13 protein-coding genes are annotated in these 13873 nt (G+C 62.4%); 3 read left to right on the forward strand and 10 right to left on the reverse strand.

Translation table 11 applies throughout. The features are described 5' to 3' along the window. The first annotated feature begins 87 nt into the window (after window positions 1-87). The 3 genes from KUV81_RS04945 to KUV81_RS04955 all read left to right on the forward strand — a co-directional run bounded on the left by KUV81_RS04945 (window position 88) and on the right by KUV81_RS04955 (window position 5079). Window positions 88-1602, forward strand: coding sequence for a fumarate hydratase (locus KUV81_RS04945; RefSeq protein WP_222542732.1), 1515 nt, complete (start codon window positions 88-90; stop codon window positions 1600-1602). A gap of 95 nt (window positions 1603-1697) precedes the next feature. Then, the gene (locus KUV81_RS04950) at window positions 1698-2915 is read left to right on the forward strand and encodes a cation:proton antiporter (protein WP_222542733.1); all 1218 of its coding nucleotides are present in this window, start codon (window positions 1698-1700) and stop codon (window positions 2913-2915) included. A gap of 133 nt (window positions 2916-3048) precedes the next feature. Further along, a complete protein-coding gene (locus tag KUV81_RS04955; RefSeq protein ID WP_222542734.1) occupies window positions 3049-5079 on the forward strand; it encodes an alpha/beta hydrolase family protein in 2031 nt (676 codons plus the stop codon). 122 nt (window positions 5080-5201) lie between these two features. Here KUV81_RS04955 and KUV81_RS04960 read toward each other — a convergent pair whose 3' ends face one another. From KUV81_RS04960 to KUV81_RS05005, 10 genes are all read right to left on the reverse strand, one after another. Further along, the gene (locus KUV81_RS04960; RefSeq protein ID WP_222542735.1) at window positions 5202-6674 is read right to left on the reverse strand and encodes a P-loop ATPase, Sll1717 family; all 1473 of its coding nucleotides are present in this window, start codon (window positions 6672-6674) and stop codon (window positions 5202-5204) included. Window positions 6675-6989: 315 nt separating this feature from the next. Beyond that, window positions 6990-8162 (reverse strand): MerR family transcriptional regulator, encoded by a 1173-nt coding sequence (locus KUV81_RS04965; protein WP_222542736.1) that lies wholly within the window; start codon window positions 8160-8162, stop codon window positions 6990-6992. Between the two features lie 141 nt (window positions 8163-8303). Next, window positions 8304-9158, reverse strand: a complete 855-nt coding sequence (locus KUV81_RS04970; protein WP_222542737.1) for a metal ABC transporter solute-binding protein, Zn/Mn family — start codon at window positions 9156-9158, stop codon at window positions 8304-8306. 5 nt (window positions 9159-9163) lie between these two features. Then, a complete protein-coding gene (locus KUV81_RS04975; protein ID WP_222542738.1) occupies window positions 9164-10039 on the reverse strand; it encodes a metal ABC transporter permease in 876 nt (291 codons plus the stop codon). After that, window positions 10039-10758 carry a metal ABC transporter ATP-binding protein gene (locus KUV81_RS04980; RefSeq protein WP_222542739.1) on the reverse strand — a complete coding sequence of 240 codons (720 nt, stop codon included), beginning with the start codon at window positions 10756-10758 and terminating at the stop codon, window positions 10039-10041. Before KUV81_RS04980 ends, KUV81_RS04975 begins: the two co-directional genes overlap by 1 nt. Beyond that, complete coding sequence (locus KUV81_RS04985; RefSeq protein ID WP_222542740.1) at window positions 10755-11648, reverse strand: metal ABC transporter solute-binding protein, Zn/Mn family; 894 nt, start codon at window positions 11646-11648, stop codon at window positions 10755-10757. The genes KUV81_RS04980 and KUV81_RS04985 overlap by 4 nt, the downstream gene beginning before the upstream one ends. Next, entirely contained in the window at window positions 11648-12175 is a 528-nt protein-coding gene (locus KUV81_RS04990; RefSeq protein ID WP_222542741.1) for a DUF6162 family protein, read from the reverse strand. The genes KUV81_RS04985 and KUV81_RS04990 overlap by 1 nt, the downstream gene beginning before the upstream one ends. Further along, entirely contained in the window at window positions 12175-12495 is a 321-nt protein-coding gene (locus tag KUV81_RS04995; protein ID WP_222542742.1) for a hypothetical protein, read from the reverse strand. Before KUV81_RS04995 ends, KUV81_RS04990 begins: the two co-directional genes overlap by 1 nt. A 41-nt stretch (window positions 12496-12536) precedes the next feature. After that, complete coding sequence (locus KUV81_RS05000) at window positions 12537-13349, reverse strand: DUF4198 domain-containing protein (RefSeq protein WP_222542743.1); 813 nt, start codon at window positions 13347-13349, stop codon at window positions 12537-12539. A gap of 10 nt (window positions 13350-13359) precedes the next feature. After that, window positions 13360-13863, reverse strand: coding sequence for a DUF2271 domain-containing protein (locus KUV81_RS05005; RefSeq protein WP_222542744.1), 504 nt, complete (start codon window positions 13861-13863; stop codon window positions 13360-13362). Window positions 13864-13873 lie beyond the last annotated feature (10 nt).

A 13873-nucleotide genomic window follows, 5' to 3' on the forward strand; every position in this document is an offset into this window, starting at 1 on the left:
CGGCGGGGGTATCATAGGGGGATAACGAAAAGCGCCTGAAAACACAGGCATAGTAAACAAAGGGCCGGATGCCCTGTGGAGTAGAAAATGGCCGTGATCCAGAAAGAGCACTTCATCAGCTCAGTGGCTGATGCCTTGCAGTACATCTCTTACTATCACCCCAAAGATTTCATCGACGCGATGACCGAGGCCCACGCCAAGGAGATCAACCCGGCGGCCAAGGACGCCATCGCCCAGATCCTGATCAACAGCCGCATGAGCGCCCAGGGCCACCGCCCGCTGTGCCAGGACACCGGCATCGTCACCTGCTTCGTCAAAATCGGCATGCAGGTGCAGTGGGACAGCGATCTCACCGTTCAGCAGATGGTGGATGAAGGGGTGCGTCGCGCCTACTCCAACCCGGACAACCCGCTGCGCGCCTCCATCGTGGCCGACCCGGCCGGCGCGCGGAAAAACACCAAGGACAACGCCCCGGCCGTGGTGCACATCGACATGGTGCCCGGTGACACCATCGAGGTGATGATCGCCGCTAAAGGCGGTGGCTCCGAGAACAAATCCAAGATGGTGATGCTGAACCCCTCCGACGACATCGCCGAGTGGGTAGAGAAGACCCTGCCCACCATGGGCGCCGGCTGGTGTCCCCCGGGCATGCTGGGGATCGGCATCGGCGGTACCGCCGAGAAGGCGGCGGTGATGGCCAAAGAGGCCCTGATGGAGTCCATCGACATCCACGAACTGCAAGAGCGCGGCGCCGAAACCGCCGAGGAGAAGCTGCGCCTGGAGATCTTCGAGCGCGCCAACAAGCTGGGGATCGGCGCCCAGGGCCTGGGCGGCCTGACCACGGTGCTGGACGTGAAGATCAAATCCGCGCCCACCCACGCTGCCTCCAAGCCGGTGGTGATGATCCCCAACTGCGCCGCCACCCGCCACGTCCACTTCCACCTAGACGGCACCGGCGCGGCCCAGTTGCCGGTACCCAAGATGGAGGACTGGCCGGAGGTGGCCCAGGAGGCCGGCGACAACGTCAAGCGGGTGTTCCTGGACAACATCACCCCCGAGGAGCAGCGCAGCTGGAAAGCCGGCGACGTGCTGCTGCTCAACGGCAAGATCCTCACCGGCCGTGACGCCGCCCACAAGCGCATCAAGGACCTGCTGGACTCCGGCGAAGGCCTGCCCGAGGGCGTGGACTTTAAAGGCCGCTTTATCTACTACGTGGGCCCGGTGGACGCCGTGGGCGACGAAGTGGTGGGTCCGGCTGGCCCCACCACCGCCACCCGGATGGACAAGTTCACCGAGCAGATGCTCTCCGAAACCGGCCTGATGGGGATGATCGGCAAGGCCGAGCGCGGTCCGGCCACGGTGCAGAGCATCGCCAACCACCAGTCCGTCTACCTGATGGCCGTCGGCGGCGCCGCCTACCTGGTGGCCAAGGCGATCAAGCAATCCCGCGTGGTGGCCTTCGAGGAGCTGGGCATGGAAGCCATCTACGAGTTTGAGGTGGAAGACATGCCGGTGACCGTGGCGGTGGACTCCACCGGCAACAACGTCCACGAGTCTGGCCCCGCCTACTGGCGCGGCCAGATCGCCGAACTGGCGGAGTAAGCCGACCGGACCTGCAAAAAGCCCCGCACCCGCGGGGCTTTTTTGTGCGTAAATCCGGTCTGAACAATACTTGGGCAAAACCGAGGGGCGCGCGGATGGAAACCTTAACCTTGCTGGGCCAGGTGCTGGCCTTCGTGGCCATGGTGATGGCCGGGGCGCTGCTTAACCGCATTACCGGCCTTGAGATCACCCTGTCCTGCCTGGCCAGCGGGGTGGGGGCCGGACTGCTCATCACCACCTTCGGCTGGGACATCGGCCTGCGCGCCGAGTTCGTGCAGGACCAGGTGTTCTACCTCTTCCTGCCCATCCTCATCTTCCAGGCCGCCTGGTGCCTCTCCCCCTCGATGCTCAAGCTCTGGGCCGGCCGGGCGCTGTTTCTGGCCACCGTGGGGGTGATCCTCACCGGCGCCGTCTGCGCCCTGGTGATCTGGTGGGCCGTGGGCCACCCCACCGGTTTTCCGCTGATGATGGCGGCCCTGACCGGCGCCATCCTCTCCGCCACAGACCCTGTCGCCGTGGTGGCCACCCTGAGCCGGCTGCACGCCCCCAAGGATCTGGCCACGCTGTTCGAAGCGGAGAGCCTGCTCAACGATGCCACCGCCGTGGTGCTCTTTACCCTGGTAATGGGCCTGGCCCAGAACCCGATGGCGGACCCCAGCATCCTGGCCATCGCCGGGCGCTTCGCCCTGGTGTTTGTCGGCGGGGTGCTGGTGGGCGTCGTACTGGGGCTGGTGGGGCAGGGGATCATCCGCTACCTGGCCCGGGAGGACTTGGGGATGATCGCCTTGCTGCTGCTGGCCTTTGGCAGCTTCTTTATCGCCGAGCACCTGTTTCACGTCTCCGGGATCATGGCCTCCGCCGCCGCGGCCCTGGTGTGCCGGGCGGGGCTCGCCCGGGCCGAGTCCGCCGCCATCCCCAAGCTCAGCGACGGCCTGGAGTGGTTCGGCCTGCTGTTCAACCTGCTCATCTTCTGCCTGATGGGGCTGGTGATCACCTTTGATATGTTCCTGGAGCGCTACTGGGCCATGGCCATCGCCATCGTCGCCGCCATCGTCGGCCGCTTTGCCGGCGTCTACTTCTGTCAGGGGGCGCTGCGACTGGCCGGACGCCCCTTGCCCCGGGGCTGGCCGTTGCTGCTGGGGTGGGGCGGGCTGCGCGGCGCCATCGCCGTGGCCCTGGTGCTGTCGTTGCCGGTGGCGCTGCCGGGCTGGTGGACGGTGCAGTCCATGGTGTTCGCCGTGGTGCTCTTTTCGCTGTTGGTGCAGGGCACCACCTTCGCGCCCCTGCTGCGTCGTCACCTGGATTCCATCTGAATCCCCCTCGAGGTTGCATCAAGGTTGCGCCCGGGTTGCAACCGTGGAACAGTATGGGGGCCTTGGCCTCCGGGCGGACTCCGACCTTTGGGGCCACCCCCGCGTGTCGACACTATTTCGGGAAACAATAACAATGAATCAATGGATTGCCGCGCTGGCTGTTGCGCTCCCCCTGGGCAGCGCCGTGGCCGCCGAACCCTTCAACGTTCACCATCTCAACAGCTTCAACAAGGTGCACTCCGCCGCGCTCTCACCGGACGGCAGCACCGTGGTTTACGGCCTCAAGACCGTGGACGGCGACCACAGCCAGTCCGATCTCTACCGCCAGGTGGTGGGGGGCGAGGCCGAGCGCCTGACCCACCACAAGGGCACCGAGCACTCCGTGGCCTTCAGCGCCGACGGCAAGGGGATCTACTTCCTCTCCGCCCGCTCCGGCTCCACCCAGCTGTGGTATCTGCCCCTGGGCGGCGGCGAAGCCCGCCAGATCTCCGACTTGCCCCTGTCCCTGGACGGCTTCAAGTTCGATAACGCCGGCAAGCAGGTGGTGCTGCAGGTGCGCATCGATCCGGCCTGCGACACCCTGGCCTGCAGCGCCGAGAAAGCCGACGCCCGCGCCGAGCTCAAAACCACAGGCCAACACTACACCGGCCTGATGTACCGCCACTGGGACATCTGGACCGACGGCCTGCGCAACCACCTGTTTGTCGCCACCCTGGACGGGGACAGCCTGAGCGAGCCGCTGGATGTGACCGTAGGGCTGGACACCGAAGTGCCGCCGCTGCCGTTCTCCGGATTGGAGGAGGTGAGCTTCACCCCTGACGGCAAGCACCTGGTGTACGCCGCCAAGGCCCCGGGCAACGACCAGTCCTGGCACACCAACTACGACCTCTACCAGGTGCCGGTGACCGGCGGTGACGCGGTGAATCTCACCGCCGACAACCCCGCCTGGGACAGCCACCCCACCTTCTCCAAAGACGGCAACTTCATGGCCTGGATGGCGATGAGCATCCCCGGCTACGAGGCGGACCGCTTCCGCGTGATGCTGAAAGACCTGCGCTCCGGCGAGGTGAAGGAGTTGGCCCCGGGCTGGGATCGCAGCGCCGGTTCCATCGCCTTTGGCGACGACAGCAACACCCTGTACGTCACCGCCCAGGACTTGGGCCAGGTGTCCATCTTCGCCATCGACACCCGCTTCGGCGACCGCGTCACCCTGGTGAACCAGGGCAGCAACAGCCTGCAGGCCGCCGCCGGGGGCAAACTGCTGTACACCCGCAACACCCTGCACGAGCCGACGGATCTCTACCTGATGGACAACGGTGGCCGTAACCAGACCCGCCTGACTGACATCAACGCCGACAAGCTCAAGGACGTGGCCTTCGGCGACTACGAGCAGTTCACCTTCAAGGGCTGGAACAACGAAACCGTGCACGGCTACTGGATCAAGCCCGCCGACTACAAAGAGGGCGAGCAGTACCCGGTTGCTTTCCTGGTGCACGGTGGCCCCCAGGGCAGCTTCGGAAACCGTTGGCACGGCCGCTGGAACGCCCAGCTGTGGGCCGGCGCCGGTTTCGGCGTGGTGATGATCGACTTCCACGGCTCCACCGGCTACGGCACCGAGTTCACCCACTCCATCTCCAAGGACTGGGGCGGCAAGCCGCTGGAAGACTTGCAGAAGGGCCTGGCGGCCGTGGGCAAACAGCAGCCCTGGCTTGACGTGGACAACGCCTGTGCCGCGGGCGGCTCCTACGGCGGCTACATGATGAACTGGATTGCGGGCAACTGGAGCGACGGCTTTAACTGCCTTGTGAACCACGCCGGCCTGTTCGACATGCGCAGCTTCTATATGGTGACCGAGGAGCTGTGGTTCCCCGAGTACGAGTTTGGCGGCACCTACTGGGACAACAGCGAACTGTACGAGCAGTTCAACCCGGTAAACCACATCGACAAGTGGCAGACCCCCATGCTGGTGATCCACGGCGCCAAGGACTACCGCGTGCCCCTGGAGCAGGGCCTGGCGGCCTTCACCGTGCTGCAGCGCAAGGGCATCGACTCCGAACTGCTCATGTTCCCGGACGAAAACCACTGGATTTTGAACCCGGACAACCTGGTGCAGTGGTATGAGCACACCCTGGGCTGGATGAAGCGCTACACCGAAGAGAAGTAAGAGTTCGGTTTGGTAAAGCAAAAGCCCCCAAATTGGGGGCTTTTTGGTGTTGGGTTAGTGGCGCTCAATGCTGCCGGCAGGAGTCACGAAAAGCGTGAACTCATGCCTGTACTTGATTCCAGCTATACAGCTAACCCTCTGCGTTTCCTTTGAGAACGATTAATTTTCTTTATATTGAGCGCTTGACGATAGCAAGGGTGAATCTCCCAACTTACTCCATAATCATTAGTCGTCCGAGAGGATAGTAAGTCTGGCATGTCTGAATAATTATAATGATGATAGCCGGCCTCATCCTCTGAACGAGCCATAAGAAATCCGATTCTATACAAGAATCTTCCGACTTCTCTTGGGGATGTGACTTTCTTTTCATCAATATACACTCCCATGTGGCTTAAAATTTTATTATTTATGCATTTAAATAAATCATCCCTGTTCAAGAGACGGTCTTCCCCCCTGAAACCGTTAACCACCTCTTCCACATTCTTGCACTGATGCTTATGTTCGGCCACTAAATCTGCAATACGCTTTGCACCATATTCACCCCAAACATCATCGATATCTTCTTTAGATATCACACTTCTATTTCTTGTAGTTGCATTGGCTTGAGCAAGCTTACTTAGTTGGATAGCCCACCGTGGTCTATAATATGACAAAGTATATATTACTTTGTATGAATAAACGTCTTTATCACCCCACCTTACCTTCGGAACGAAGACAAGAGCAATCGCTTTTTCTTCGTAATGCTCATTCGTGAAATATGGCTCTCGTTTGGGAAGTTCGAAAGGTAATTCTACAGATTGGCTTTCGATTCTTCTGAATAATAGCTTTCTAAAATCTTTTTCTGACCAGGTTATTTCGTCTACGTATTGTTCTAGTTTGTCTAATGACTCATCAAATCTTCTAATGGTTGGCCAAACATCACTTCTCATTGTAACTCGTATATTGACGCCTTTTATATCTTGTAAAACATACCGACAAGCTGAGAAAAATGTGCTTAATGCCAAACACTCTTTATTCGTGTTCTGAAATGTTGCATCTAAATCATCAATTAGAATCCAGACTTGAGGGTTATCGATCCTTTTAAGTAATTCCAGATGCTCTTTAACACTTGACTTTAGTGGTTGACCCTTACCCATCAATTTATCGAATCGAGAAACTAAACACCCCACTAGGTTTTTAGATTTATATCCTTCCAGCTCCGCTGACTCAACTAGCGTTATTTTGTCATCAGTAAGGGCAAAGCCAATATTCTTTGCAATTTCTCGATTAACCAATGCACAAAGGCGTATCATCCAGTCTCGTATATAGTCATTGGGATTATGCAACTCAGCGGTAAGGTTGAAGGCGTCCCTAGTAACCTCTGAACCTCTCACCTTGATAATCAAATCCTGTGGATACCTTTCAGGAAGCGACACCTTAAGCCACTGCAAAAGTGCTGATTTACCAACCCCTTTTTTCGCTGTCGCAACACATAATCTTTTACTTTTGTTAGTAAATTTCTTGAACATACTTTGCTCAACAAAATATGTAGATAGTTCTTCTGGTGGTACATCATCACCAGCTTCATTACCAAAGTCGAAGTCTTCCAGAATCAAAATATCCTCCTTGTTCGTCGGTTACTCTTCGTTTTAGCAGTGTTAATCGAGAGCGTACGAGTCCCAATAAGCACTGACTAAGCGCAATAACATTGCTGAAATTTTGCCCACGCTAACAACTAAACCAAGTTCAATCAATACGTTAGGAGCTAAACGGGGGGGTTTGTTGGGGGAGGTCAAGAAAGCGCTGGGGCATGCTCGCCTGTGGCCCACTCAAGCCTTTCATGGCGCTAACTTTGGTGAGCTTGTTGTACAGCGCATAAAAATCCGGCCGCAATCTGCGGCCGGTTCTGCATGGTGATGTAACGCCGGTCTTTAACCGCGCTTTCTCAGCACAAACATCTGGTAGCCAAACTCCCCCAGGTGCTGTTCGTAGATGGCGATCTCCCGGGCGATGTCGGCCAGGGCGGCGGAGTCGGGCATCTGGGGCTGAAGTTCTGCGATGCGGGCTTTGAGCGGATGGTAGTAGTTGGCCCAGGCTTCCTCGCTTAGGGTGAAGCTCTCCACCAATTCGTATCCGGCGTCGGCCATCTGCGCCTGGCGGGTCGCCACGGTTTGCATGTCCGGGTACTCCTTGTTGAAAAACCCAAGGGCGCTGTCGCTGGGGTTGTCCGTCAGCCACACCATGTCGCTCAGCATCAGGATGCCGTCGTTCTCCAGGAAGGGCCGCCACTGACTGAGGGCGTTGGTGACGCCCATGATGTAGGCGCTGCCCTCGGCCCAGATAAGGTCGAAGCTTTGCGGCTCGAAGGGCAGCTCCGTCATGCTGGCGCACACCGGCGTCACCTGCTTACCAAGGCCCGCGCTTTGCAGCACCTCGGATAAGCGGGACAGGGCGGCGGGCTCGTTGTCCACCGCGGTGATGGCCGCGTCGGTGTCACTGGCCAGTACGCGGGTGGCCAGGCCCTTGCCGCAGCCGACTTCCAGGATGTGCTTGGGCGCGCGGGGCAGCAGGCCCAGGGCGCGGCGAGATTCGGTTTCGCTGCCGGGGCCCCAGCGGTCGAGGGTTTCGAAGGCCGTCATAAAGTCGGCCATATAGTTGTCGTGTTCGTTCATGTCTTTGGATAACCATTTCAGTCGCAGGGCGTCCTTTTCGCTGAACCCCTGCTTCATTAACCAGTCCAGGTGCGCATCCGGTGCCACCTCGTCGAGACTTTGATGCCAGTCGCTAAGATCCCCCTGGCCCAACAGGGCCGCCAGGAGATCCCGCGATTGCTGTTTCTGCGCCAACTCCGCGTCCAGCTGCGCCAGGCGCTCAGTCAGCAGGGCGCGGTCGATGCGCGCGTCCAGACAGGCCCGGCACTCCTTCAGGGTGAGCCCGCCTGCCTGCAGTTTTTGAATCAGCCGAACCCGCTGCACGTCGTCATCGCTGTACACCCGGTAGCCGTTGTCCAGCCGTCGCCCGCGAATGAGCTTCTGCTTCTCGTAGTAGAGCAGGGCGGTGCGGGAGAGGCCGACCAAATCGGCCAGCTCGGAGATGCGGTACATGGCAAGGCGGTCCTCTTGCGGCCAGATACTGAGGCTGACTTTAAACTATGAAGCTGTAGACAGGTCAAGCCTGGATGCACCCATTTTCGTTGGCAAAAAGAAACGGCGCCGAGGGGCGCCGCTTTAGGAGGTGGGGGTGAGTCAGAGGTTCAGCTGCCAGCGCTTAAGGGGCGCCTTGGCATCGATGCCGCTGGCCCAGCGGTCCAGGCTGTCGAGGGTGAGTACGGTGACGTTTTCCAGGCCTTGGGTTACAGAGGCAGGCACCTTGCCCGCGCTTAACAGCACCAGGGCCCCTTCCTCTTCGGCCAGGGCCTTAAGCTCGGCCTTGTCTTCGTCGGTCCAGGTCAGGGCGGGCTTGGTGTTGCGGGCCAGCACAAAGAGGCTGTTGCCGCTGACAAAATCCTCGAGCCGATCATCCAGCAGCACCACGGCGTCAATGCCGGAGGCCATCAGCGCCTGTTGCTGGTCCCGCTGCAACTGGGTGATCGCCTGCTTAAGCGCGGTTTCGTTCTGGGCGATGCGCTCGGCGTGGGCCGGGTAGAGCGCCTTGAGATCCGCGGCCAGGATGTCCGCCATGCGCGCCAGGTTGGCGGGGCTTAACCAGACGTAGGGGGAGGTGGCCCCATCCGCCATCTGGCGGGTCACCACCGAGCTGCCTTTTGGGGTCAGGGCGCGGCTGGCGTCCAGCTCCACCACCCGGATGTTGTGGGCCCGGGCGTGGGGGTAGAGCGGGTCCGCCGGCCAGATGGATCCTAGGGTGATCACCGCATCGGCGCTTTGGGCGGCCTTGGCCACGGTGGCCTCGCCCTGGCCGTCGAACCAGGCGGGCAGCCGGGTCAGGCCGTAGCGACGCGGAGGCAGGTAGGTGACGGTAAGCTCGGTGCCCTGGGTCAGCTCAGTGGCCAGCATGTGGGTGGCGGGCAGGTGGGTGAGCAGGGCGGCCTTGGCGGGCAGGGCCAGCAGCAGGGTGGCCAGGGCCAGTAGAGGTCGAATCATGGCAGTTATCCTTTGACAACGATGCGGTAGCCGGTGGCCGCCAGAAAGGCGGTGGCACTGAGCAGGATGATGGCGGCGCCGGAGGGGATGGGCAGGCCCATCTCCATCGGCAGCAGGGTGCCGAGCACACAGGCCAGGGTGGCCAGCAAGGCGGAGAGGCGGACAAAGGCGCCCATGTCCCGGGTTAGCAGTCGGGCGGTGGCGCCGGGGATGAGCAGCAGCGCGCCGACGAGAACGGCGCCGATGATCTTCACCGCGGCGATGGTGATCAGGGTGATCATCACCACGAACAGGTAGTCGTACACCGTGGTGTGCCAGCCGCGCACCCGGGCCAGGTCCGGGCTGATGCAGGTGAGCAGCATGCGGTTGAAGGTGGGCACAAAGGCGATGGCGATCAGCAGTGCGCTGACGGCCAGCACCAGGATGTCGGTGTCGGTGACGGTCAGGATGGAGCCGAACAGCACGTTCTCCAGCAGGTGGATGTTGATCTTGCGGGCGACAAACATCAGCAGCGCCGCGCCGCCGGCCAGGGCCACGGCGAGGAAGACCCCCACCAGGGTGTCGTAGGGCACGTTGGTGCGGTTGCGGATGTAGTGCAGCAGCAGGGCGAAGACCATGCAGAAGCTGAACAGGCCAATAAAGGGGTTGTCGGTGGGTTCTCCCAAAAGGATGCCGATGGCCACCCCAGTCAGAGCGCCGTGGCCCACCGCCTCGGAGAAAAACGCCAGGCGCTTGGCGATCACCAAGGTGCCCAGGGCGCCCAGCAGGGGGCCGATAAAGAGCGCCGCCACCAGGGCGTTGACCAAGAAGCCGTAGGCGAAGCTTTCCGGCAGCACGCCGGATTCGGCACCGCTGGCCGCCAGTTGTCTGAGCCACTCCATCAGGCCACCTTCTTTCTTGAGTGATGCTGGAACAGCTGCGCCAGCTTGTGGGGGGCCAGCACCGTATCGGCCGGGCCGGTATCGACGATCTCCCGGTTGACCACGTGCACCAGCGGATCCGGCAGGCGCCGCACGGCGCCCACGTCGTGGTGGACGCACAGCAGGGTGCAGCCGCGGCGGTTCAGATCGGCAATCAGCTCATCCAGGTAGCGCACGCCGGTCTCGTCCATGCCGGTGGTGGGCTCATCGAGAATGAGAAGCCCCGGGTCGTCCAGCAGCGCCTGGGCAAAGAGCACCCGCTGCTGTTCGCCGCCGGAAAGCTGACCCATGCGGCGGTCGGCCCGTTCGGCCATCCCCACCCGGGCCAGTTGCTCCAGCACCCGGCGCCGCTCGGCGCTGGCCCGGCGCCAGAACAGCGGTCGGCGGCTGAGGTTTAACAGCACAAAATCGGTGACGGTCAGTGGCAGGCTGGACTCGAAGGCTGCGGACTGGGGCACGTAGCCGATGTTGCCGGGCCGCTCGGGCCACTGCAGCGCGATTTTGCCGCTAAAGGGGGTGAGGCCCAGGATGGAGCGCAGCAGCGAAGTTTTGCCGCCGCCGTTGGGGCCCATCAGCACGTGGCAGCGGCCGCCCTCGAAGCGGTGGTGGATCCCGCTCAATACCGACTCCGGGCCGTAATCGAGGCTGAGATCGCTCAGCACAATGTCGGGTCCGTTCATAACGCCTCGGCCTGTGCGGCGAAGCGAATGGCTTCGACCAGGGTGTTGAGGTTGGCCTGCATCTCCCGCTCCACTTTGTCCGCTTCGAAGGGGCCGTGTGTGAGGTGGGAGAACTGGTACAGCTGCACGCCGGTGGCCTGTTCGATGGTGTCGAGAAAGCGGTTGGGCATGTCCAGCTCGTAGAACAGCACGTTGATGCCGGAGGCCTTGATGCGATCGATGGTGTCCTGAAGCTGACTGGCGGAGGGCTCCACCCCGTGGGCCGGCTCGATCACCGCGTCGACGCCGATGCCGAACTCCTGCAGCAGGTAGCCGTAGGCGTTGTGGGTGGTGGCCACCTTGATGCCGCTGGTGTCCAGCTCGGCAATTTGCGCCAGGGCCTCCTGCTTCATGGCGCGGAAGGTGGCGGCGTAGGCCCGGGCGTTCTTGCGATAGGCGCGGGCATTGGCCGGGTCCAGCTCCCCCAGGGCACGGGAGATGGTGTAGACCTTCTGGATGGTGGTGTTGATGCCGACAAAGGTGTGGGCGTTGACGGCGCTGTCGCCCACCGCGGCACCCATGGCCGGCAGCACGGCCACCTCTTCGTTGGCGTAGATGACGGTGAGATCGTCCCGGTTGGCGGCGCGGATCACCTGCATGGCGAAGTCGTCATGGCCGACGCCGTTGACCACAAAGGCGTCCATCTTGGCCAGACGGCGCAGGTCCTGGGGCTGGGCCTGGTAGGCGTGGGGGTTGAACCCTTCGTCCACCAGGGGCAGCACCTCGACGTGCTCGCCGGCCACCTTGGTGACGTAGCTGTAGTAGGGGTGCAGGGCGATGCCGACGGTGAGTGTGGCCTGGGCGGGCAGGGCACAGGCCAGGCTGGCCAGCAAGAGCAGAAGCGCGCGCATCAGTGATCCTTGTGGGTTTGGGGGCCCGGCGTCACCACCTGGTGACAGGGCGCGGTAATAAGATCGGTGTCGGCAAGGCCGGCAGGCGGAGCGTCGCACAGCCAGATCTCGGCCGGCGCGGCGCGGCTGTCGATCACCAGGGTGTGGCCTGCAATGGGGCCCAGGTAGCGGCCGGGGGCCGGGCTGTGCCACTGCCCGCCGTCAAAGGGGGGCAAAAACGCCTCGGCCAGCTCCGCTGGCGGGGGCCAGGCCTCGGCATCGACCCGCCCCTCGTCCAGATTGTCCTGGTGCCAGTCGCGGATCTCCTCATGGGTGAGTCGCAGATCGGTCACGGCCACCTGCACCTGGCTGTCCAGGCTGTCCAGGGCCACCTGGTGGGATGCCAGGGCCGGGCCTTTGTGGTGGGCCTGGTGAAAGGGCAGCAGCAGGGCGCTGAGGGCCAGGATCCCGCCAATGGCCAGGCCCACGTAGCGGCCCTCGGCCACGCCGTTATCCGGCACCACGATTTGGGTATGACCGCGACGCATCAGCGGTCCTTCATCTCAACCACGTCCACCTCCACCGGGGACTCGTGGCCGGGGTCGAACACCAGGTAGAACTCGCCATCGGGGGCGGGGAACTGCACCCGGGACTGGTCGTCGGTGCGTTCGATGGCCAGCAGGTTGTCGTCGTAGTCGTAGAGGTGGATGTCGTAGTTGCTGGCGGCGCCGCCGTCGGTCCAGCCGGTCTGGCAGTGGATCTGGCTGCGATCCTGCTCGAACCAGCACTCCATCAGGCCGAAATGGGCGGAGGCGGGGCTGGCCAGCAGCAGGGGGGCCAGAGCAATCAGGGGAGTCAGTTGACGCATGGGTACTCACTTATGGGGGCCCGGAGGCCCCCCAACAACACTCAGTCCAGTTGGACTTCGAAGGTCACGTTCAGCATGGTGCCGTGCACGTCCGCCAGGGGGTGGTTCTCCAGGGCCTGGCGGTGGAAAGTGGCGGCGATGTAGCGGCCGGCCTGCTCCGGGGTGAAGGTGATCTCCCCCTCGGCGTTGGTTTCCAGGGCGATCGCTTCCTGGGCGGCGCGGTACTGGGTGCCTTCGCGGGTCACCTCCACCTTGACGCCTTCGACCGCTTTGCCGTCGTAGAGGTAGCGGAAGGTCACCGGCTCGTTCTCAATGATGTCCGCCGGGTGGGTCACCGGCACCATCTCGAAGCCTTTGTTGGCAGGCTCTAGGGCGGTGCGGTTGGGGGCCATCACGGTGACGTAACTCTCGCCGCGGGGCTCCACCATGGTGGTCTGTACGTTGCGGGCCTCCTGCGGCACCTGGGCCAGGGCTTCAGCCTTGGTGGCGCGGATGCGGCGCTCGGCGTCGCGACGGCCCAGCTGATAGGTGGTCATGTAGAAGGGGGCGCGGCTGTTGACGATCTTGTGGGTGCCCGGCTCGACGAAGAAGAAGTCGAACACGCTGCGACGCTTGCCCTTGAACAGCGCATCGGGACGCTCCTGGCGGCCATCGGGCATTACCACGAAAGCGGGATCGGCGCTGGTGGGCTTGTCGAAACCGAAGGTGGTGTGGGAGGCGGTGGCGTCCACGGTCACCCATTCCCCCTCCGCCTTGGAGACGGTGAAGTGGGAGGGCAGGATCCACAGGGGGTGGGCCTGAGCGGTGGCCACCAGGCCGGCCAGCAGGCCAGCGGCCAGAAGGGATTTTTTCATTGTGATGTCCTTAAGGGGTGTAAGTCAGTTCCACCGCGCCCACTTCCGCCATGGGTTCGGTGCTCAGGGTGAAGGCGGAGTCGCCCAGGGTGATGCGCTGGCGCACCAGATCGCGGCCGCCGTGTTCGCGGACCACTTCGACGTAGAGGGTGTATTCCCCCTGGGCCAGACGTTTACCGTCGGTGCCGGTGCCGTCCCACTGAAGCTGGTGGACGCCGGCGGTGCGGGTGGCGGAGGAGTAGCCGTCGACGCCGTCCGCCTGGTAGCGGCCAAACTGGCGCCACCAGCGACGGATGTCTTTGAGCCAGTCGGTCTGGTTGCCGGTCCACAGGGCTAGGTTGGCCACCGCTTGGCGGTCGCCGTCCTCCAGCCAGATGGCCACGTAGGGGCGGGCGTAGTTGGCCACGTCCATCGCTGGCAGTTCCAGACGCAGGTCCAGGTGGGCCGAGTCCGACAGGGGTTGGGCCCAGGCGGGGCTTAGGGCCAGTGCCAGGGCGAGAGCTGCAACGCGCATAGGGGTTCCT

Source organism: Ferrimonas balearica (genome assembly GCF_019802085.1).
Lineage (GTDB): Bacteria > Pseudomonadota > Gammaproteobacteria > Enterobacterales > Shewanellaceae > Ferrimonas > Ferrimonas balearica_B.

Bases quoted from the DNA above. Each gene is read 5' to 3' on its own strand.
- KUV81_RS04945 (WP_222542732.1), top strand. From the start codon at position 88: ATGGCCGTGATCCAGAAAGAGCACTTCATCAGCTCAGTGGCTGATGCC.
- KUV81_RS04950 (WP_222542733.1), top strand. From the start codon at position 1,698: ATGGAAACCTTAACCTTGCTGGGCCAGGTGCTGGCCTTCGTGGCCATG.
- KUV81_RS04955 (WP_222542734.1), top strand. From the start codon at position 3,049: ATGAATCAATGGATTGCCGCGCTGGCTGTTGCGCTCCCCCTGGGCAGC.
- KUV81_RS04965 (WP_222542736.1), bottom strand. From the start codon at position 8,162: ATGTACCGCATCTCCGAGCTGGCCGATTTGGTCGGCCTCTCCCGCACC.
- KUV81_RS04970 (WP_222542737.1), bottom strand. From the start codon at position 9,158: ATGATTCGACCTCTACTGGCCCTGGCCACCCTGCTGCTGGCCCTGCCC.
- KUV81_RS04975 (WP_222542738.1), bottom strand. From the start codon at position 10,039: ATGGAGTGGCTCAGACAACTGGCGGCCAGCGGTGCCGAATCCGGCGTG.
- KUV81_RS04980 (WP_222542739.1), bottom strand. From the start codon at position 10,758: ATGAACGGACCCGACATTGTGCTGAGCGATCTCAGCCTCGATTACGGC.
- KUV81_RS04985 (WP_222542740.1), bottom strand. From the start codon at position 11,648: ATGCGCGCGCTTCTGCTCTTGCTGGCCAGCCTGGCCTGTGCCCTGCCC.
- KUV81_RS04990 (WP_222542741.1), bottom strand. From the start codon at position 12,175: ATGCGTCGCGGTCATACCCAAATCGTGGTGCCGGATAACGGCGTGGCC.
- KUV81_RS04995 (WP_222542742.1), bottom strand. From the start codon at position 12,495: ATGCGTCAACTGACTCCCCTGATTGCTCTGGCCCCCCTGCTGCTGGCC.
- KUV81_RS05000 (WP_222542743.1), bottom strand. From the start codon at position 13,349: ATGAAAAAATCCCTTCTGGCCGCTGGCCTGCTGGCCGGCCTGGTGGCC.
- KUV81_RS05005 (WP_222542744.1), bottom strand. From the start codon at position 13,863: ATGCGCGTTGCAGCTCTCGCCCTGGCACTGGCCCTAAGCCCCGCCTGG.